The 19,604-nt window shown below is 34.4% G+C and carries 18 protein-coding genes, 1 tRNA gene and 1 pseudogene; 3 read left to right on the plus strand and 17 right to left on the minus strand.

Translation table 11 applies throughout. The features are described 5' to 3' along the window. Positions 1-613 precede the first annotated feature (613 nt). The 14 genes and pseudogenes from ACNQGX_RS02940 to ACNQGX_RS03005 form a co-directional block, all read right to left on the minus strand. A tRNA-Glu gene (locus ACNQGX_RS02940) sits at positions 614-685 on the minus strand. Between the two features lie 175 nt (positions 686-860). Beyond that, positions 861-3,107 (minus strand): multicopper oxidase domain-containing protein, encoded by a 2,247-nt coding sequence (locus ACNQGX_RS02945; RefSeq protein WP_417973868.1) that lies wholly within the window; start codon positions 3,105-3,107, stop codon positions 861-863. Positions 3,108-3,128: 21 nt separating this feature from the next. Continuing rightward, complete coding sequence (locus ACNQGX_RS02950) at positions 3,129-3,347, minus strand: GDCCVxC domain-containing (seleno)protein (RefSeq protein WP_417974287.1); 219 nt, start codon at positions 3,345-3,347, stop codon at positions 3,129-3,131. A gap of 51 nt (positions 3,348-3,398) precedes the next feature. Further along, positions 3,399-3,728: pseudogene (locus tag ACNQGX_RS02955) on the minus strand (MerC family mercury resistance protein); the annotation flags it as partial. Between the two features lies 1 nt (position 3,729). Continuing rightward, the gene (locus ACNQGX_RS02960; protein WP_417973870.1) at positions 3,730-6,264 is read right to left on the minus strand and encodes a heavy metal translocating P-type ATPase; all 2,535 of its coding nucleotides are present in this window, start codon (positions 6,262-6,264) and stop codon (positions 3,730-3,732) included. Positions 6,265-6,349: 85 nt separating this feature from the next. Next, positions 6,350-6,913 (minus strand): helix-turn-helix domain-containing protein, encoded by a 564-nt coding sequence (locus tag ACNQGX_RS02965; RefSeq protein WP_470303502.1) that lies wholly within the window; start codon positions 6,911-6,913, stop codon positions 6,350-6,352. A 1-nt stretch (position 6,914) separates the two neighbouring features. Further along, complete coding sequence (locus ACNQGX_RS02970) at positions 6,915-7,646, minus strand: DUF3347 domain-containing protein (protein WP_417973874.1); 732 nt, start codon at positions 7,644-7,646, stop codon at positions 6,915-6,917. 90 nt (positions 7,647-7,736) lie between these two features. After that, the gene (locus ACNQGX_RS02975) at positions 7,737-8,546 is read right to left on the minus strand and encodes a hypothetical protein (RefSeq protein WP_417973876.1); all 810 of its coding nucleotides are present in this window, start codon (positions 8,544-8,546) and stop codon (positions 7,737-7,739) included. Further along, a complete protein-coding gene (locus tag ACNQGX_RS02980; protein ID WP_417973878.1) occupies positions 8,546-9,076 on the minus strand; it encodes a heavy-metal-associated domain-containing protein in 531 nt (176 codons plus the stop codon). The genes ACNQGX_RS02975 and ACNQGX_RS02980 overlap by 1 nt, the downstream gene beginning before the upstream one ends. Positions 9,077-9,082: 6 nt before the next feature. Further along, the gene (locus ACNQGX_RS02985) at positions 9,083-9,553 is read right to left on the minus strand and encodes a TlpA family protein disulfide reductase (RefSeq protein ID WP_417973880.1); all 471 of its coding nucleotides are present in this window, start codon (positions 9,551-9,553) and stop codon (positions 9,083-9,085) included. Between the two features lie 20 nt (positions 9,554-9,573). After that, positions 9,574-10,449, minus strand: a complete 876-nt coding sequence (locus ACNQGX_RS02990) for a DUF3347 domain-containing protein (RefSeq protein ID WP_417973882.1) — start codon at positions 10,447-10,449, stop codon at positions 9,574-9,576. A 150-nt stretch (positions 10,450-10,599) separates the two neighbouring features. Beyond that, a complete protein-coding gene (locus ACNQGX_RS02995; RefSeq protein ID WP_417973884.1) occupies positions 10,600-10,950 on the minus strand; it encodes a hypothetical protein in 351 nt (116 codons plus the stop codon). A 107-nt stretch (positions 10,951-11,057) separates the two neighbouring features. Then, entirely contained in the window at positions 11,058-11,402 is a 345-nt protein-coding gene (locus ACNQGX_RS03000) for a phage holin family protein (protein WP_417973885.1), read from the minus strand. 54 nt (positions 11,403-11,456) lie between these two features. Continuing rightward, complete coding sequence (locus tag ACNQGX_RS03005; RefSeq protein WP_417973887.1) at positions 11,457-12,215, minus strand: alpha/beta fold hydrolase; 759 nt, start codon at positions 12,213-12,215, stop codon at positions 11,457-11,459. A gap of 246 nt (positions 12,216-12,461) precedes the next feature. Here ACNQGX_RS03005 and ACNQGX_RS03010 point away from each other — a divergent pair, with 246 nt between their 5' ends. Then, positions 12,462-13,742 (plus strand): hypothetical protein, encoded by a 1,281-nt coding sequence (locus ACNQGX_RS03010; RefSeq protein WP_417973889.1) that lies wholly within the window; start codon positions 12,462-12,464, stop codon positions 13,740-13,742. A gap of 54 nt (positions 13,743-13,796) precedes the next feature. On the opposite strand, the gene ACNQGX_RS03015 is transcribed toward ACNQGX_RS03010, so the two are convergent. From ACNQGX_RS03015 to ACNQGX_RS03025, 3 genes are all read right to left on the minus strand, one after another. After that, a complete protein-coding gene (locus tag ACNQGX_RS03015) occupies positions 13,797-14,651 on the minus strand; it encodes a DUF4249 domain-containing protein (protein WP_417973891.1) in 855 nt (284 codons plus the stop codon). Between the two features lie 3 nt (positions 14,652-14,654). Then, positions 14,655-16,928, minus strand: a complete 2,274-nt coding sequence (locus ACNQGX_RS03020) for a TonB-dependent receptor plug domain-containing protein (RefSeq protein WP_417973893.1) — start codon at positions 16,926-16,928, stop codon at positions 14,655-14,657. Between the two features lie 81 nt (positions 16,929-17,009). Continuing rightward, positions 17,010-17,723, minus strand: coding sequence for a pyridoxine 5'-phosphate synthase (locus ACNQGX_RS03025; protein WP_417973895.1), 714 nt, complete (start codon positions 17,721-17,723; stop codon positions 17,010-17,012). Between the two features lie 113 nt (positions 17,724-17,836). On the opposite strand from ACNQGX_RS03025, the gene ACNQGX_RS03030 reads away from it, so the two are divergent. Both ACNQGX_RS03030 and ACNQGX_RS03035 read left to right on the plus strand, forming a co-directional pair. Then, the gene (locus tag ACNQGX_RS03030) at positions 17,837-18,496 is read left to right on the plus strand and encodes a CBS domain-containing protein (protein WP_417973897.1); all 660 of its coding nucleotides are present in this window, start codon (positions 17,837-17,839) and stop codon (positions 18,494-18,496) included. Positions 18,497-18,574: 78 nt separating this feature from the next. Then, positions 18,575-19,459: an NAD kinase gene (locus ACNQGX_RS03035; protein WP_417973899.1), complete on the plus strand. Its 885-nt coding sequence runs from the start codon at positions 18,575-18,577 to the stop codon at positions 19,457-19,459. The last annotated feature ends 145 nt before the right edge of the window (positions 19,460-19,604 follow it).

Here is a 19,604-nt window from a genome sequence, read left to right on the forward strand (position 1 = left end):
TTTATCATTATCAGTGTAAAATTCATCTATTAATGTTTGGGAGAGTTTTTTAAAGACTTCTGGTCTTACCTTCATTCGAGCTTGAACAAATGCGCTCTTTGTAAACTTACTACCAATGTTGGGTTTTAGAAAACTTATGAAGTTATCTATTTCCATCGTGAGGCTTTTTCTAAGGAAGTTTAACATAAATAGTAAGATAAAAGGAAAATTCTGTTTTCTATTTCGTGTAAAGTGTTTTTCTGAAACTTTATATTCATTTTTCAATTCTTCACTAAATAATTGTGTTTGTATCTTTTTGAAGATAAAAATAGCTGTTTTTTTTCAAAGTTATAAATGATTGATTATCATATAAATATATGAAAAATTTTACAAATAAAACACATAATAACCTAAAAATCAGCGAGATAAATCCTTAACTTAATGACATTGCGCTCGCGCTAGCGGAGGCGATCTTGAATAGCGCACAATGATTTCATGATACTAATCTATATTTCTGAAAGCTGAAGTATTCTATTAATTCATAAAATTCTCAAAAAGAACAGCCAAATCCAGTATTAAAAAAAGCCTCGAAAAATAATTTTCGAGGCTTTTTAAGTTTTCTGTTTATGAATTGTAGCCCGTAGCGGAATCGAACCGCTCTTACATGGATGAAAACCATGCGTCCTAACCGATAGACGAACGGGCCCTGTTTTGTATTGCGGGTGCAAAAATAGCACTATTTTTGAGATGCACAAAGCCAAAATCAAAAACCTTCAAATAAAAACAGTCTGTATTGAACTTACAAATTGTAATCAATTCAGAATTAATACCTACCAAAAATAAATTTGCTTTTTTTATACAAGCTGAGTTTTTAGAATCAACTAATAATTCAAACTCACTCCAAAACCCATTCCCATATCACTGTCATAATGCGTGGTAATTCCGAAATTTCTCTTGACAATATACCGCAAACCCGCCATGTATTCTTTGTCCGTGTTCCACATTAAATTCATGCGCAATCTTTTGGAAACCGGAATATCCATGCGTTCAAATTGCAATCTGAAATTTCCGTCGGTAAATACTTCGGCTTGAGCTTTGATGAGCATGGGCAAAGTATATTCGACTCCGGCACTGAAAACAGCGCGATTGTCTTTGGTATTGGTTTGACCAAAAAGATTCTCTTCCATTGCTCCCATTTCCATTTTTCGATACCGCCAGTCAAAACCGATGAACGGCATCAGCCATTGCATTTTTCCGATGTATCGCCCAACATGCGTTTCGGTTTCATAACCATGATGATCGTTGTACCCCAAACGCCATTCGGCACCAATGCTCCAACGCGTATTTCCTAGCATCACCATTCCGTCATTTCCATTGGTGGCAAAATCATTTTCAGCCATCACATGAAAGGCTCTGTCATCCGAGAATAATTTGCGTTGGGCTAATTTTGGATTTGGAATCAAAGGATTTGGCTCTTGATTTTCATAACTAAAAACCCGTCCCATTCCAGCCATCATGTGATAGAGAATGTGACAATGAAAAAACCAATCGCCTTTAACATTCGCATTAAACTCAATCGTATCGGTTTCCATCGGCATAATATCGATGATGTTTTTCAGCGGCGCGTATTCTTCTTTTCCGTTGAGCACTCTAAAATCGTGTCCGTGCAAATGCATGGGATGGCGCATCATCGAACCGTTGAAGAGTACAATTCGGACGTTTTCGCCTTTTTTTATTAGAATTTTATCAGCTTCAGAAACCACTTTATTGTCCAGACTCCAAACATACCGATTCATATTTCCTGACAATTCAAACCGCAATTCTTTTACGGGTGCGTCTTTTGGAAGCGTTGTTTTAGTGGGTGATTTCAGCATCGCATAGTTCAACGTAGTAATATCCGAAAGTTCGTTAGAGTCATACTGATTATGATTGGCATGTTCCTCTTCCTTTTGACTTTTGACTTTCGCCTTTTGACTCTTTCCTGTAATTTCAGGATACATCACCACATTCATGTCCATTTGATTCAGTGACATTTGCATGCCCATATCATCTAAATCACCATTCATTTTCATCATGCCGTTCATCATCTTCATGCCCTCAAAATACTTTAATTTAGGCAAAGGCGAAATCAATTGCTTGATGCCATCTCCTAAATACAACGAAGCAGATTTCGTCCTGTCCTCCGAAGTAACTAAAAACTCATACGCCGTTTTATCCGCTGGAATGGTTACGACAACATCATACGTTTCAGAAACAGCAACGATTAATCGATCGACTTCAACAGGTTCCACATCGTTGCCATCACTAGCAACTACTGTAATTTTTCCTCCGGCATAGTTCAACCAAAAATAGGTAGAAGCACCACCATTGGAAATCCGCAATCGAACTTTATCCAACGCCTTAAAAGGTGTTGCCATTGAATTTGGAATTGTCAATTCATTTTTCCCATTGATCAGAAATTTATTGTAATACACATCACTTACGTCCATGGCGTTCATTCGTTTCCATTCGTTGGTGACTTTTGTCTTGAAATGTCCCGCTTTTATGGCTTCAGCATAACTTTGAGTGGTTCCTTTTTGAATCGCAAACCAGTCCGTCGCATTGTGTAACATTCGATGCACATTATTCGGGTTCAGATCCGTCCATTCGCTCAGAATAATTGGAATCGTTGGCAAATCATCAATTCCTTTTCTAAACGTTGGATCATCAGTTTTTTTATTCATAATAAAGGAACCATACATCCCAATTTGCTCCTGCAACCCCGTATGACTGTGATACCAATGCGTTCCGTGCTGAATAATTGGGAACGTATATTTATGCGTGGTATGTGGTTTGATGGGCATTTGAGTCAGATTAGGCACGCCATCTTCTTTATTGGGCAAAAACAATCCGTGCCAATGCAACGAAGTATCTTCATCCAACTCATTATGCACATAAATTTCGGCAATATCGCCTTCGGTAAAGGTGAGTGTTGGCATCGGAATTTGTCCGTTTACCGCAATCGCTCTTTTAGGGGTATCGCCAAAAGTGACTATCGTATCCCGAACATATAAATCATACCGAACCACTTTTTGAGCCTTAGCCTGTAATGCAAAAAGCAAGATTATAATTATGGAGTATCTTTTCATCTTTAATTTCTTTTGTGACTTTTAACAGCATTTATCTCCTGCCTGAATTGGCGGACATTTTACAGTTCCATAACTACAATAAACGCAACAATCTCCCCGTTTAGGTTTTAATACAGTCTTACAATTCTCGCATTCGTAAAAGAATTGACAAGCATCGGTAGGCATTATTTCATCTTTTTTATGTCCACAATTTGGACAGGCTAAAGTTGACTTTAGTTCTACTGACTTCCCGTTATAGATTACACAAGTATTACAAGTACCGTACAATTTATTTCTGTAATAATTAATTCCAGTTGCTAATAACAAACCAAACATCCCTATATAAATAAAATAAGCATTGCTGTTAAAATAGTATTCGTAATAAATTAATACAACCGATGGTATGGCAATTAATAGCGGAAAAACATTCCGATGCTTTTGATAAGAAATAATTAAACCTATAATTGAAATTAAAACCATGAAGAGAAATACCCACATTGTCCAACCGCCAAACAATTCAAAACTGCCTAATCCAAGTGTTGATGCTCCAAATGCAAAAAGCGGAAAACAGCAAGGTGAAAATAGTGCTGTCGTAAAGAGACCCACTGTTCCTAATTTGTCTATATTGTTTATTATTTTCATTTTATAATTTTAAATTTCTCAAACGTAAGGCATTTGCAATTACGGAAACTGAGCTGAAACTCATGGCCAAAGCCGCAATCATTGGCGAAAGCAAAACTCCAAAAAACGGATACAAAACGCCCGCTGCAATTGGAATTCCCAACACATTATAGAAAAAGGCAAAGAATAAATTTTGCTTGATATTTCGCATCACGGCATGACTTAAGTTTTTGGCTTTGACAATGCCTTGTAAATCGCCTTTTACCAACGTTATTTTAGCACTTTCAATAGCCACATCCGTTCCGGTTCCCATTGCAATTCCTATATCGGCTTGCGCCAAAGCCGGAGCATCGTTGATTCCGTCACCTGCCATTGCTACAATTTTCCCTTCGGATTGCAATCGTTTAATTTCCTTGAGTTTGTCTTCGGGTAAACAACTCGCTTTAAACGAACTTAAATTCAATTGTGTCGCCACTGCTTTTGCCGTGTTTTCATTATCTCCGGTAAGCATGATTACTTCAACTCCTTGACGCATTAATTCTTTTATGGCTTCGATACTTGTTGCTTTTATAGCATCAGTGATTGACACAAATCCCACCGCAATTCCGTCAACTGAAATATAAGAAACGGTTTTTCCCTGTTTTTGTTCTGCTATGATTTTGTTTTCAAGTTCCCCCGAAACTGTGGCTCCAACTTGTTCCATTAATTTTTTATTCCCAAGAGCCACTTTTTTATTGGTTACCGTTCCAATTACTCCTTTACCGGAAATCGCTTCAAAATCCTTGACTTCGATTAATGAAATTCCTTTCGCTTTCGCAAAATTGACTACGGCTTGCGCCAAAGGATGTTCGCTGTACTGATTTAAGGAAGCAATACTTTGCAATAAAACGTCTTCTTGATTATTCAAGGAATAAATTTTCTCAACAGAAGGTTTTCCTTCGGTAATTGTTCCTGTTTTATCGGTAATTAGAACATTAACTTTGTTCATATTTTCCAGTGCTTCGGCATTTTTTATCAAAACACCAGATTGCGCGCCTTTCCCAACACCAACCATCACTGACATGGGCGTGGCTAATCCCAAAGCGCACGGACACGCAATAATCAATACCGCAATGGCATTGATAAACCCATAAACCATAGCGGGTTCAGGACCAAATTGTGCCCAAATTACAAAAGTCAATACCGAAACAAAGACCACAATCGGCACAAAATATTTAGCGATTCTATCCGCTAATTTTTGGATTGGTGCTTTAGAACGGCTGGCAGTATTGACCATTTGTATAATTTGCGAAAGCAAGGTTTCCGAACCTACTTTTTCGGCAATCATTACAAAAGATTTATTACCGTTTATAGTTCCTGCTATAACCCCATCATCAATTTTTTTATCAACAGGAATAGGTTCTCCTGAAATCATTGCTTCATCAATAGTACTTTCTCCATTGGTTATTTTTCCATCAACCGGGATTTTATCCCCTGGCTTTACTCGCAATAAATCTCCTTTTTTGATGTCGTGAATCGAGATTACTTTATCAACTCCATCGATAACCAAAGTGGCTTCGGTTGGTGCTAATTTCAAGAGTTCTTTTATCGCTCCACTCGTTTGGCTGTGTGCTCTGGCCTCTAGTAATTGGCCCAATAAAACCAATGTTAGTATGACAGTTGTTGCTTCAAAATAGAGTGAAACCGTTCCGTTATGAGTTTTAAATTCGTCCGGAAAAACAGCTGGAAAAAACATCCCAACTAAACTAAATAAAAACGCCACTCCCGTACCAATTCCAATCAACGTAAACATATTAAGATTCCATGTTACAATCGACTTCCAAGCACGAACAAAAAACATCCAACACGCATAAAAAACAACTGGAAGTGAGAGTATTAATTGCACCCAGTTCCACTTTTCCGCATCCATAATTTTCATTAATGGATTATTCGGAATCATATCTGACATGGCAATAATAAAAATAGGAACCGTACAAACTACCGCTATTTTCATTTTGCGCACCAAGTCATTATACACCTTATTTTCTTCTGTATCGGTGGGTTCCATTGGCACTAAATCCATTCCGCAAATCGGACAAGAACCGGGACCGTCTTTGATTACTTCGGGATGCATGGGACAGGTGTACATTGTTTTTGCCAAACTCAATTCTGGAACTTTTTCCAGATTCATTCCGCACACCGGGCAACTTCCCGGTTTATCATAGACTTTTTCGCCCTCACAATGCATCGGACAATAATATTTGCCTTGCGCATTACTGGGTAAAACTACTATTGGTTTCTCTTGTGATTTATTGGAACTGCAACATGATTTCTCTATGGGCTTCTCAGTCGTTCCATGAGAATCAACCCCATTATTCATTGCAATTGTATAGTTTCCGGCGGCAGTTAAAGCCTCTTGTAGTTGAGTTGTAGGAATGTGTTTATCCATTGTTATTGTTGCCATTGGCGGATCCAAAGTAATTGTCGCTTGAATCCCATCTATAGCATTCAATGTTTTTTCGACTTTGGAACGGCAACCGTCACAACTCATTCCTGTAATGTTATATGTATGTGTCATGATATTGTATATTAAATTATTTATACAAAGTTCCTCCTAAATACAACTTTAACTCTTATACAATTCTGGTTCTCTTTTGTATCTTTTATAGATTATCGAGAGGATGTCGTTTCTGTTCTTTCAAGTTTTTGAAAAAAGTAGGTGTCAAACCTGTTACTTTTTTAAATTGTTTACTTAAGTGTGATGCACTGCTATAATTGAGTTGAAAGGCAATTTCATTCAAACTTAATTCGTCATAAACAATTAATTCTTTGACTCTTTCAATTTTTTGAAGGATATAATATTGCTCAATAGTAGTGATTTCTTGCAACGAAAACAGATTACTGATATAGCTGTAATCTTGCCCAATGGCTGCTACTATATAATCTGACAAATTAGTTTTAAAACGATTGTCTTTGAAATGCACTAATTCTACAATCAGGTTTTTTACCTTTTCTACTACTCGGCTTTTTTTATCATCGATGATTTCAAAACCTAAGGCTACTAATTTCTCATTAAGCTCCTGCTCTTTTCCTTTATTCAAGTCTTCGAGAATTTCCACTTCACCTAATTCAACCGAAATAGCATGAAGCCCAAACTTTTCCAGTTCAGACTTCACTACCATTATACATCGGTTGCAAACCATATTTTTTATATGTAATTTCAAAATCTTATTTTACATTTTCTACAATTCTACCGCAATTCAACATCTCAGAACCGAAATACGGATTTCTAATTTCTTTGGTTTCGCTTATCCAATAACCGTTTTTCCCTTCATTATACATTGGACAATACGCTTGATATAGCTTTTGATCTGTTCCAAAAGTTTTTATTAAATCATTCATATCTTTGCTCAACAGGGCAAAATATTCTCTTTGGTGATCCATTTTTCCTGCGTTATCACCAATATGTTTCACATGCTCCTTTGCTTCAGCAACAATATCATTGTATTTATTTTTCAGTTTTTTATCTAAAATGGTATTAGAATTCACTTTGTTAAAAGTAGCATATAATGCTTTTCCAGCATTGGCAGCCCCTTTAGAATCATCTTTCACCAATGCATTTTTAAGCTTTAAATAGCTGCTTACTATTTCATTAATTGTAAACGAAGATTCAGCAATTGTTTTAGTGGTCACAGCAGTATTTTCTGTTTTAACAGCTGTAGCAATCGGATCATTTTTTTCCGTTTTTGGCATTTGCGTCACTTTCTCCGTTAATTCCATACCACATTCCGGACATTCTGCTCCTTTTTTACCTGTAACCTCAGGATGCATCGGACACGCATACAATTCCGAAGAAGTTTCGGTTGTTTCAGGATTACTAACTTCCGATTCTTTATTTTTCTGGTTACAAGAAACTAACACTAATGCGAATGTGACTATTGATAGGATTGTATTTTTCATTTAAAAAATTTATTAATTGTTGTGACTAATTACGCCCTTTTTGACGACTGCCTTTTTTGAAAACCCATTTGGCACTGATTATCCTTTATTTCATTTTGAAACATTGAAAAAATTATATTCTAAATTCAGATAAAATCCATTTGGCGCAGAACGCAGCATAGAACTGTATAATTCTTGTCTGTAAGCAATATCAATACGCGCTTGGCTGTTTATAATAAATTGAATTGACGGTACAATGTCTAAATACGATTTCCCGTTTTCGTTTAATGTTTGTCCAACAAACTCGACCATTGTATTGATATTTGTTTGTTTAAAATTAGTGTATTTTTTTGGATACATCAATCTTCCAAGCGATAATGTATAATTGGTAGCGTTATCACTTTGTGCTGCCGGATAATTGTAATCCGGCTTATTATCAAACGCTTTTTCAAAACTAACAGAAGCACTTATGGCCAGTTTTTTTATAAGCTGCGTAGCTACAATTCCAGTTTCAAAACCAGTATTGTGTCCCATAATTTCTATTTGTTCCTGATGAATATCCGCATTATTAAAACTATATCTTCCAAATGCTGCCATACGAAAATGACTGTGTAAATCATCCGTGGAAAGGAAACGATATTTAGTATAAAAACCAGCTCCTTCAGTAACCAACTGATTGTCTCTATTGCTTACAAATACGGAGGTTCTAACCATCAAGTTTTTATTGATACCCCAAGTAACTTCGGGCATTAAATGATAACTATACCCTGATTTCATTTGTTCCTTAAAAATGGATTGTCCCAGACGAATGCCTAATGAACCCGCAGGAACATTACTTGCCGGATCAGTGACTACAAAAAGTTCTTGAGCTCTTATTCCTTGAATAAGAAAAAACGCAAATACGATTAAAAATTTTTTCATTAAATTACAGTTTTGATATGGTAATCGTCTTCATTCTCTACTGGATATGACGCAGTTTTTGAAAACGTTTTAAGCAGTTTTTTATGCTCTTTTTGAGTTACATATCCTTTGTCATAAATTTTCAATTTTGTTTCTCCATTATTTTTTTTAATTTCTTCATTCAATAAAACAAAAGTGGATCCGTTTAATGAAATGGTTTTATCCTCTTCAATTTTTAAGTTCTCTGTAGGTACAGTAATTACTAACGAACCGATAAAGAAACCTGCTTTTTCAACACCTTCTTTCAGTACTCTTGGCTTTATTTTACTCTCTTTTTTGAAATAAACCGTGAATGTATTCGTATTCAAATCAGTACTCACGCTATCCACACCAACGGTTGCTTTCAGTTGCTTGTTTATCGCATTGGAACACATCGAACAGGTTAAACCTGTCGCAATTATCTCTGCTTTTGAGATTTGAGAATAGGATTGTATGCTTGTCATTAAAACGAAACAAGCGATACCAATGAATTTTAAATTTATATTTTTCATTTTGCTTTATTTTTTTATTTGTACTATTATTTTTTCCTCCGTTGGATTTATGGCAACTAATTTTCCTGATGCATCAAATAGATACGAATTGGGTAATTCTTCTACGCCAAACAAAATTGCGGATTTAGCATCAAAACCTTTAGAATCGATTAATTGCTCATACGCTAATTTATCTTTTTGAATGGCATTCATCCATTTCGTTTTATCCGTATCCAGCGATATCCCAACGATTTCGAAGTTGTCATTTTTATACTGATTGTATAAAGAAGCCAGCTTTTTATTAGCCAGTCTACAAGGCGCACACCAAGAAGCCCAAAAATCAATTAGGACTGTTTTCCCTTTCAGAGAAGCCAAATTTATTGTTGCCTCTTTATTATTTTTAAGTTGAAAATCCGGTAAACTATCTCCAATTTTCATTTGTGCTGTTGCGCTTGAAATGCTGATTATTAAACTGAATAACAGAATTATTTTTTTCATTTTATATTCCTTTTAAACAATTATTGAATCGTTTCGACCGTTTTTCCGCAAGTCATCATTTGAGAACCGTAATATGGATTTTTAACCGCATTCTCTTTGCTCAACCAGTTTGCGCCTTTACCGCCATTTGCCATAGGACAAAACTGAAGATAAACCGGAGTCTCGTATTTAGCCACTTTTATCAATTTATACATGGATTTTGAAAAAGGAATGAAAAATTCTCTTTGACGTTTGATGTCTTGAGTTTCCGAAATATTCTTGGCACTAGCCATTAAACCGTTCATTTCTTTCATCCAAACGATGTGAACATCCATAGCAAGCTCCTCCATTTTTACTGCATTTAATGCTGTTAAAACGTCTTTTGCTAGTGTTGAAGCTGCTTTTCCGTCTGTTTTTACCAAAGCATCTTTCAAAAGAAAATAGGCATCAAAAACAGCTTTTAATTTAGTATCCACTTGTTGTTTTACAACCGCATTATCAGAGTGATTGGCGTGGTTTGCATGATTTTCTGCAGCAATGGTTTCCGATTTCATTTCAGTTGAAACGGCTACTTTTGCTTCTCTTTCATATTGACAACACCCATGTAATTTCTCGTAAACATCATCCGGAGCAAGAAATTTATCGCTGTCGTAACCTGCTAAAGCAATGCGTTTCAAGATTTCGTCCTGACTGGTTTTAGTGGAATCATACGTAAGTATTGCCATTTTGGTGTCTTTATTCCACTCGACTTTGGCTACTTTTTTAAGATTTCCGGCAGTTTCAATAGTCGTTTTACACATCTCACAGTTTCCGTATATTTTTACCGTTTCTGTTTTAGCATTTTTAATTTGCGCGCTTGCAATTGTGACTGAAAGCAATAGAGTTATTGCCATCAATATTTTTTTTATTGAGTTCATTGTATAATAATTTTGAGGTGAATTAGTCGCAAAAAATATTGAAAACAATAGCCTGTTTCGCTACATTTCAAATTGTATTCGACTAAAATTTAATGATTGTAAAGCATAAATGCTTTGAATTGGACAGTCTTTTGGCTGTCATAAAGGAATTTAGCTTATTTTAGGTGGAAGCCAAATAGAACGAAAATCGGAAGAAATGAAGATTTCTGAGTAATAGTAATTTTGTTTTTCAGTAGAAAAACTGAAGAGTTGATTATTCAATTCGGGATAAAACAATGAAGTCAAACCCAAGTAAACAGTTGAGCTATTGCAAGAAACATCCTTACAAGCTCCATTACAACCTTCATGAGATTTCTCTTTTGAAGACTGTTCTTTTTTACAACATTCTTTTTTCTCCTTTTTAGAAGAAGATTCTTTTTTGCAACATGCCTTCTCCGTTTTTGTTCCACATGCAAAAGCCGCGCTTGGTGTCATAAAGAAACCAAGCACAACTAATAACACTATGTAAAACTTTTTAGACATTGTTTATCTTATATAGATGGCAAAGGTATAAAATTAACAAATACTGTAAATTAATTCATTCACAAATACGTGTTAAAAACAAATTCTTATTTTCCATCCCCTAATATTCCATTCATTATGGACTGTAATACTGACAATATGATACTAAAAAACAAGGCCGTCCAAAACGTATCGACACTAAATCCGCCAACAATTTTTGTACATAACAAAATCATCAGTGCATTAATTACCAATAAAAACAATCCTAAAGTAATAATAGTAACCGGCAATGTAAGTATTACCAATATGGGTTTGATGAATATGTTAAGTAAACCAAGAACTATTGCAACGATTAATGCCGTAGTAAATCCCGCTACATGAACACCCGGCATAAAGTTCGCAATTAGCAATACTAAACCAGAAGTAATAAGGATTTTGATCAGTAAATTCATGAATTTTTGTTTTAAAGTTTTAATAAATATAGTGAAAATTTAAAATTATTGCGTTTATTTCAAAAAAGAACTTACTTTTTGATAAAATTCAGCCGGGTTTTCGGCATGAAGCCAATGCCCTACATTAGCAATCGTTTCGATGCTTGAATCAGGGAAATGCTGTTTTATGTTTTCGAAATCGCTGTCCAAAATATATCTGGAATTTCCGCCTCGAATGAACAACGTTGGTTTCTCGAAAATGAATCCTTCAGGTAACGGAATTCCTATTTCATCCATTTTTCTGTTAAAAACTTCCAGATTAAATCGGAAAGCCAATTGTCCCGGCTCTTGCCAAAACAAATTTTTCATTAAGAATTGTCTGGTTCCAAAATCAGGAATATATTGAGACATGATTGCTTCGACTTCATTTCGGGTTGGTTTTATTGAAAAATCAACGGCATTCAATCCCGCCAGAATATCCTGATGGTGTTGCGGATAAAATTTTGGTCCAATATCAGCCACAATTAATTTATCAACTAATTCCGGATGTTTCGTTGCCAAAAGCATGGCTACTTTTCCGCCCATGGAATGCCCGATGATATTGATGTTTTCTAAATTATGAGCTTGACAATACTCGAAGACATCTTGAACCATCACTTCATAACTGAATTCTTCGGAATGTAAGCTTCGGCCGTGGTTGCGTAAATCCAGCATATGAACTTGAAAATCAGCCGAAAATTGTGTTCCGAGTGTTTTCCAATTATCTGACATTCCCAAGAATCCGTGAAGTATTAAAAGTGGTTGACCTGATCCTTCTATTTTTGAATAAAGCATTTTTTAGGTATTAAGTATTTATTTCTAAGAAATCTTACAAAGATAAATAAACTAATCTCATCCAACGAATATTCTAATGTTAGGTTGTGAATGAATATCACTAAAAGTGGGTATTGTGAGATCATTAAATAACACTAATTTTGGGCAAATATTTAGATTTTTTCTTGTTAAAAAAAACAAAATCTAAACGTAACAATATCAATCAAAAAAATTGATTAAATACATCCCTAACTTAAATCTTTTACGATGATTAAAAAAATCTTCTTGTTTTCAGTAATTATTTCACAACTTACCGTCTCTTGCAGCAGTGACGAACCTGTTAATGCTCCTGAAGGGAGTCTAACGGAGCAAATTGCAAACATTATTAAACAGCCTTATTCAAAATTAACTCCAGCAGAACAAAAAATAAAGTTAGAGGCAGAAGCCAATGTGATGTTAGTTCAAATGGACAAATCCAAAACATCTGGTGCTATTGAAGCCATTCAAAATTTAGGTGATTTATTAAGCATCAGTTCTGTTGATATTTTTGATGGTAAAAATGATAATGACATAGCTGAAATTCTTAATGTTTCTGGCGTGTACGGTATTTACACTTGGAATAATTCAACAAAAATCTGGGTTAAAACAACTTCAACTACTGAATTAAAATTTGTTTTCCCTGCAAAAGCAACTCAAACTGCAAACAACGCATCATTATCTTCTAAAAGCACTTCTTCAAACATAAAAGTAGGATTTGATCTTGATCAAATTTTCTTGCCTAACACTGTAGATGCAATTTTAACTATTGATAATGCACAAGCAGCTAGTTTTGCAACAACTGCAAAATATACCGGTACTGTAGAAACTCCAGATGAATCTAGCTTCAAAATGGTTTTAAATGATGGTTATACTTATGAAATCAGCGGGAGTAAGAAAGCAGCTCAAAACACTGCTAAGTCTTCATTCACTTATAACGGGAAAAATTTAGTTTCATTTACTTCTGGAAGCACTGCTGATATTGATGCTTTAATAGAAGATGATGCGCTTACTCAATACCAAGGCAAAGCAAATGGTTTAGTTCAAATCATGGATAACTTTATCATTGTAGCAGATATGGATATTGCAGGACAAGCTAAAGATGAAGAAGCTTTGGAGAAAAGTTTACTTGAGCCTAATTATAACACTAGCACATATTACTCAAAAATAAACGAATACTACAGAGCAAAATCTGAAGCAGAAGTTAATTCACATAATAAAAATACAAAATTAATCTTAGTCTCTAAAAAAGATGGTACCAAAATCGCTGATGTAATTCAAAGGTCTGAAAAAGGATATAGTAGTATCTATTATTATGTATGGAACTCTGCAAATGGTGGTTATTGGTCTTGGGATTCTAATAGTAAGGGAACAATCATCCAAGAATACGACGAAGTACTTTACCTAAAATTTAACGACAGTACTGAAGTTACTATGAGCTCCTATTTTTCAACAGGATTTGATGATCTTGAAACAAAATTCGAGAATTTCTTGAAAGCTTTTGAAAGATAGAACTATTTTTTAATAATAAATCTAAAGCCAATCTGGGATATTCCTAGATTGGCTTTATTTTTTTGGAGGCGTTCTAACTACTATTGTGTTTTGACCGTAGCCAGCCCAAATACCAACCCCGCCTTTTATATTTGACTTCAGACTTGTGTTAGATGGATAAATAGGATTTCTGCTATTTACAATTTCATTCTGCCAACTATTCCAGAAATCGAATACTTCTTTATTCATAGTTCTTAATTTTACAAAAATTAAATCACCGTCGGTAAAATAGGGTTTGAATTTAGTTTTAGGAAAGAGTAATACGCCTCTATTTACCTGCATTGAAATGGAGTGAGATTTAAATTTCTCATCATCCAGATTACCATAAAAAGCAGGAACAAAAATAGGTTCTTGCTCATCTATCCTTGTAGCAACCTGATAATAATTCTTTTCGTTTATAGGATCATCGAATTTTATAAAAACGTATCCGGTAGTATCCGTGACATCCTTTTTCACATACTCTGCCGTTGCAATCGCTACTGTATTAGGAATGCTTGTAGTGGCTACTACTACTCTATTTAAATACTCAATTTTCAAGGTATAAGTCTTCCCCGATTTCCCAATTATTTCTTTTCCAAAATACACAAACGGCGGAACTCGATTATCATCATTTTTAACACGTAAAACTTCTACCATTTCTCCATCAGAAACCGTTATTTTTGCCGAACGTATTACGTGATCCAAAACATTTGTAGAATCAACAACATCATTTATCGGTATCGTACTGGATAATATTACCTGCGGAACATCTCCTTCTTCAATCCAGCCTTCTACCGCTAATTTTGATTCCAACTTAATTCCATCACTAAAACTGTCATTGTTACAACTACACGCAATAATCATCAAAAGAAATAAACTATACTTTTTCATCATCTAAAATTTAAATCTCCAACTTACGGAAGGAAGTATTCTATACAAAACCTTTTTTTCAGGCTTGACAACTACACTATCTTTATTTTCATTGACAACCACATTCAAAACAACATAAATAGGGTTTTCGATATTGAAAGTATTGTAAACAGAAAAATTCAGCGCACTTTCTTTTTTAGCGTTTTTTATAAAAAAATAATTGAAAGAAAGATCTGTTCGAATATAGTTTGGCATTTGAGCATTGTTATACTCCGAATATTCTTTGACCGGATTGTTATTTATAAAATACCAAGATGTAGGCATTGTAAAACGATTTCCTGAACTAAAAATCTGAGTGACACCCAAATTCCATTTTGAATTTAAATCATACGTTCCAACCAATGACAAATTATGGCGCCTATCGTATTTAGCATAATAAGTATTTCCACTATTGAGCTTTTCAAAATTTCTGTCAGACCAACTCAAAGTGTAACTTAGCCATCCTTTAAACTTACCCTTATTTTTTTTCAGCATCATTTCTAATCCGTATGCTTTTCCCTTCCCTTCCAACAAATCATTTTTCAATGTGGAAATTTCATTAAACTGTGTGACTCCGTAAGGATATTCCAGTAAATGATTCATTGAACGATAAAATGTGCCAAATGAAGATGTAATGCTTTTAGAGATCGTTTGATTTGAGCCTAAAGCAAATTCATTAGAGGATTGCGCGGGAATACCATCTGAGCTTGCAATCCAAAAATCAGTAGGAATCCCTACACTTGAAGTCGTTATTAAATTTAAATACTGATTTTGTCTATTATAAGACGCATAAAACGAAAGATTCCTATTCCTATAATAATTCAGAACAACACGAGGTTGAAAATGCAAATATGATTTTGCCCCTGAATTATAATAGTTAATCCTTAAACCTAATTCTGCCATTAAATTATCAAGCAATTTTGGTTTTGCAGTTGTAAAAACAGCAAATTCGTTAGCTTTAATTAAATTGTTTTGTTCTGTATTATTGGTAGTGCTTAAATTTTCAATTTGGATTCTTTGTGGTTGCAAATTATGATAAACATATTGCAAACCCGACTCGAAAGGAGTTTCTTTAACCAAATAATTAATTGAATTTGCAAATCCGAAATCTTCAACAAATGAGGAAACACCCATTTGAATGGTTGATTGCTCCATATTCAACTCATTTGTATATCGCGTATAATAAATAGCATTCGACATACTTGTTTTAGAAGACAACTTAGTAAATAAAGTAGGAGATATATTTAAATTACTCCATTTCAAACTGGTATGTAAGGCTAAATTGGTGTCTTTTATTTGTAATTTATCAGCACTTGAAAAAGCCGAAACAGTTAACAGGCTATTTTTAGAAATTTCTGTGACAAAAGTTAAATTACCATCCAAGAATCCATATTTCATATCTTGGACATCATTGTTTTTTGATCCAGATTTTAATATTGGAGCAATAATCTCATCAATATATGTTTTTCTTCCAGATATAGTAATCCCAGATTTCCCGCTGATCGGAATGCTCAAAGTAGCCTGAGAAGCCAGTAAACCAATGTTTCCTTGAATTGTAAATTGTGAAGGGATTTTTTTATTAGGAATTAATAAAGTTGTTGAACTTAAACGCCCTCCATATTTAGCATTTGAGCTTGATTTATCAAATTCAACTTCCTGTATATGATCCGTATTATAAAAAGGAAAAACACCCAGCAGATGTGACATTCCATAAATTGGTGTTCCATCATATAATATTGAGTTATGTCCAGGATCACCTCCTCTTACATACAAATAACCATTTGCATCCCCAGAGTTTTGCACTCCTGGTGTAAGCTGCAAAATTTTGATTATATCTGAAGTTCCTAGAACTGTTGGAACTGAAGCTAATTCTTTTAAACTAAAAGATAATTTACCGCCAGATAGATTTGTAATTCCATTTTTCTTATTATTAGATATTACAACTTCTTTTAAAAACGAAACATCCTTTTCTAATATAATAGAAATTATTGTGTCTTTTTTTAAATCAAAACTTAAAATTTTTTCAAGGTAACCAAAATGATTAACTGCAATTTTAACTAATCCTGATGGAAGTTCTTCAGTAAAGCAACCCAAAGTGTCACTTATGGAATAGTAATGCTGATTGTTTATATCAAAAGAAATACGTACTCCTATTAAGTTTTCGTTTTCAAAAGATTTCACATTCCCAACTATTGTAGCCTTGGATTGCGCAAACAAATTAGAAAAACATAATAAACAAAATAAAACAATTGGCTTCAATACTGAATTTTAATAAGAAAAATGCTAAAGTAAACAATTACAACCCAATTGCATCAGGTTATAATTGTTTTAATGTATTTCTTATTTTAATTTTTGCAAATACATATTCACCACATTATCTAATCCCAGATAAATGGCTTCGGAAATCAGTGCGTGGCCAATGGAAACTTCCAGTAATCCTGGAATGTTTTGTTTAAAAAACTGAATGTTATCCAAACTCAAATCGTGACCTGCGTTGATTCCTAATCCAAGTTCATTGGCTAAAATGGCTGATTCTGTGTAAGGCATAATTCCGTATTGATTTCCTAAACCGTATTGATGTGCAAATGCTTCGGTGTACAATTCGATTCTTTCGGTTCCGATTTTTTTCGCGCCTTCAATCATTTCGAGAACAGGATCCACAAAAATAGAAGTTCGAATTCCGTTGCGTTGAAATTCCTGAACGATTTCGGTTAAATATGCCCCATGTTTTATGGTATTCCAACCTGCATTTGAGGTAATGGCATCAACAGCGTCCGGTACCAAAGTCACCTGAGTCGGTTTTATTTCGAGTACCAGATCGATAAATGTTTTCTCTGGATTTCCTTCAATATTATATTCGGTGTAAACGATAGACTTTAGATCTCGGGCATCTTGATAGCGGATGTGTCGCTCATCCGGACGGGGATGAATGGTGATTCCTTCGGCACCAAACTTCTGAATATCGGTGGCTACTTTTAATAAATCGGGAACATTTCCTCCACGAGCATTTCGTAAAGTAGCTATTTTATTGATGTTTACACTTAATTTTGTCATTAGAACACTTTTTGATTTTGATACTAGTATTTATTGGAACAAAAATACAAAGTAAAACTTAGGAGATTTTGCTTATTTTTGATTATTTTGCATGAAATATTCCCGATTGATTTATGACAGAAATTACAGAATATATCACCAATGACTTTAAAGCGATTGACAGCCAAGATTCTATTGCGGCTATTCAAGACTTTTTTAGTGAGTTACACTTTTCGCATTTCCCAATTGTCGAAGAGGGCGTTTATATTGGCAGTATTGCATCCGAAGATATCGAGACTTTTGACAGTGATAAAAAAGCGTCTGATTATCGATTTACTCTTGAAGGATTTTTCACCAGAACCAATACGATGTGGCTGGATGTTTTGGAAGTTTTCGCAAAAAATCACACCAATTTAGTTCCCGTTTTGGACGAAAATAATACATACATGGGGTATTATGAAATAGAGGACATCATGAAATTTTTTCATGAAACACCATTTTTAAAAGAACCAGGCGGAATTATTGTTGTCAAAAAAGGAGTTTTGGATTATTCTATGAGTCAAATTACTCAAATTATAGAAAGCAATAACGGAAAACTTTTAGGGCTGTTCATCTCTGAAGCGGATATTGAGAGCGTTGAAGTAACTTTAAAAATAACTTTGGGTGCGATGAATGAAATAATTCAAACTTTTAGAAGGTACAATTATGAAATCATATCGGAACATCAAGAAGACAATTACATCAATAACTTAAAGGAGCGTTCTGACTATTTAGACAAATACCTTAATATATAGTTTTCGTTTAACCGATTATTTGTTTAATCGATTAAATACCAAAATAAACATATCACCATTAAACGATTAAACAAAAAGATGAAAGTAGCTATCTACGGTCAATATTATCAAAACAGTACAGAACCCATCATAAACGACATCTTTGTTTTTTTTAACAAAAACAATGTAGAGATGATTATCGAGTCTCATTTTTTATTGATGCTTAACGAACGGAAGATTGTAGAAAAAAAATACAAAACGTTCACATCCCATACGGAACTGGATACTAGTTTTGATATGCTGATAAGCATAGGCGGAGACGGAACTATACTAAGAGCTGCAACATTAGTCAGAGATTCCGGCATACCAATTCTAGGTATAAATGCAGGCAGATTAGGTTTCTTAGCTTCTGTACAAAAAGAAAATATTGCTTCATTTATGCAATTTGTTATCGATAAAAAATATACGATTTCTAAAAGAGCATTATTGAGTTTAACGTGCTCGCCTCCGAATGAATCCATTGAAGAAATCAATTTTGCCATGAATGAAATTACGGTCAGCCGAAAAGACACCACTTCGATGATTACGATTGACACGTACTTGAATGATGAATTTTTGAATTCCTATTGGGCTGACGGCTTAATCATTTCAACACCTACAGGATCCACAGGATATTCCCTTAGCTGCGGTGGTCCAATTTTGACCCCTGATGTAAAAAGCTTAGTCATTACTCCTATTGCCCCTCATAACCTTACTGCCAGACCACTTGTAGTCCCGGATGAAACTGAAATCCGATTAAAAGTTTCGGGAAGAGAGGAATACTATTTAGTCTCATTAGACTCCAGAGTTACCTCAATAAAAAACGAATCGATTCTGACTTTAAAGAAAACCCCTTTTCAAATTAATATGGTCGAAATTCCCGAAGAAACATTTTTGAAAACACTTCGCAGCAAATTACTTTGGGGAGAAGACAAGAGGAATTAAATCATTTTAATCAAACGCTATACGATTTTATCAATTTTTCCCGTTTTAGTGAAACAAATATTCATTTAGTGTGCGTTTAGCAGTTAATTATTAAAAAAACACACATTTAACTCAATGGGTATTGAATCGAATCGATAATTATTAT

The organism is Flavobacterium glycogeni (genome assembly GCF_048286775.1).
Taxonomy (GTDB): Bacteria; Bacteroidota; Bacteroidia; order Flavobacteriales; family Flavobacteriaceae; genus Flavobacterium.

What these genes read in the sequence shown, in the direction of transcription:
- ACNQGX_RS03025 (WP_417973895.1), bottom strand. Translation starts at nt 17,723, where the DNA reads ATGACAAAATTAAGTGTAAACATCAATAAAATAGCTACTTTACGAAAT.
- ACNQGX_RS02945 (WP_417973868.1), bottom strand. Translation starts at nt 3,107, where the DNA reads ATGAAAAGATACTCCATAATTATAATCTTGCTTTTTGCATTACAGGCT.
- ACNQGX_RS03035 (WP_417973899.1), top strand. Translation starts at nt 18,575, where the DNA reads ATGAAAGTAGCTATCTACGGTCAATATTATCAAAACAGTACAGAACCC.
- ACNQGX_RS03015 (WP_417973891.1), bottom strand. Translation starts at nt 14,651, where the DNA reads ATGAAAAAGTATAGTTTATTTCTTTTGATGATTATTGCGTGTAGTTGT.
- ACNQGX_RS02960 (WP_417973870.1), bottom strand. Translation starts at nt 6,264, where the DNA reads ATGACACATACATATAACATTACAGGAATGAGTTGTGACGGTTGCCGT.
- ACNQGX_RS03000 (WP_417973885.1), bottom strand. Translation starts at nt 11,402, where the DNA reads ATGAATTTACTGATCAAAATCCTTATTACTTCTGGTTTAGTATTGCTA.
- ACNQGX_RS03005 (WP_417973887.1), bottom strand. Translation starts at nt 12,215, where the DNA reads ATGCTTTATTCAAAAATAGAAGGATCAGGTCAACCACTTTTAATACTT.
- ACNQGX_RS02975 (WP_417973876.1), bottom strand. Translation starts at nt 8,546, where the DNA reads ATGAAAAAATTTTTAATCGTATTTGCGTTTTTTCTTATTCAAGGAATA.
- ACNQGX_RS02980 (WP_417973878.1), bottom strand. Translation starts at nt 9,076, where the DNA reads ATGAAAAATATAAATTTAAAATTCATTGGTATCGCTTGTTTCGTTTTA.
- ACNQGX_RS03010 (WP_417973889.1), top strand. Translation starts at nt 12,462, where the DNA reads ATGATTAAAAAAATCTTCTTGTTTTCAGTAATTATTTCACAACTTACC.
- ACNQGX_RS02985 (WP_417973880.1), bottom strand. Translation starts at nt 9,553, where the DNA reads ATGAAAAAAATAATTCTGTTATTCAGTTTAATAATCAGCATTTCAAGC.
- ACNQGX_RS02990 (WP_417973882.1), bottom strand. Translation starts at nt 10,449, where the DNA reads ATGAACTCAATAAAAAAAATATTGATGGCAATAACTCTATTGCTTTCA.
- ACNQGX_RS03030 (WP_417973897.1), top strand. Translation starts at nt 17,837, where the DNA reads ATGACAGAAATTACAGAATATATCACCAATGACTTTAAAGCGATTGAC.
- ACNQGX_RS02970 (WP_417973874.1), bottom strand. Translation starts at nt 7,646, where the DNA reads ATGAAAAATACAATCCTATCAATAGTCACATTCGCATTAGTGTTAGTT.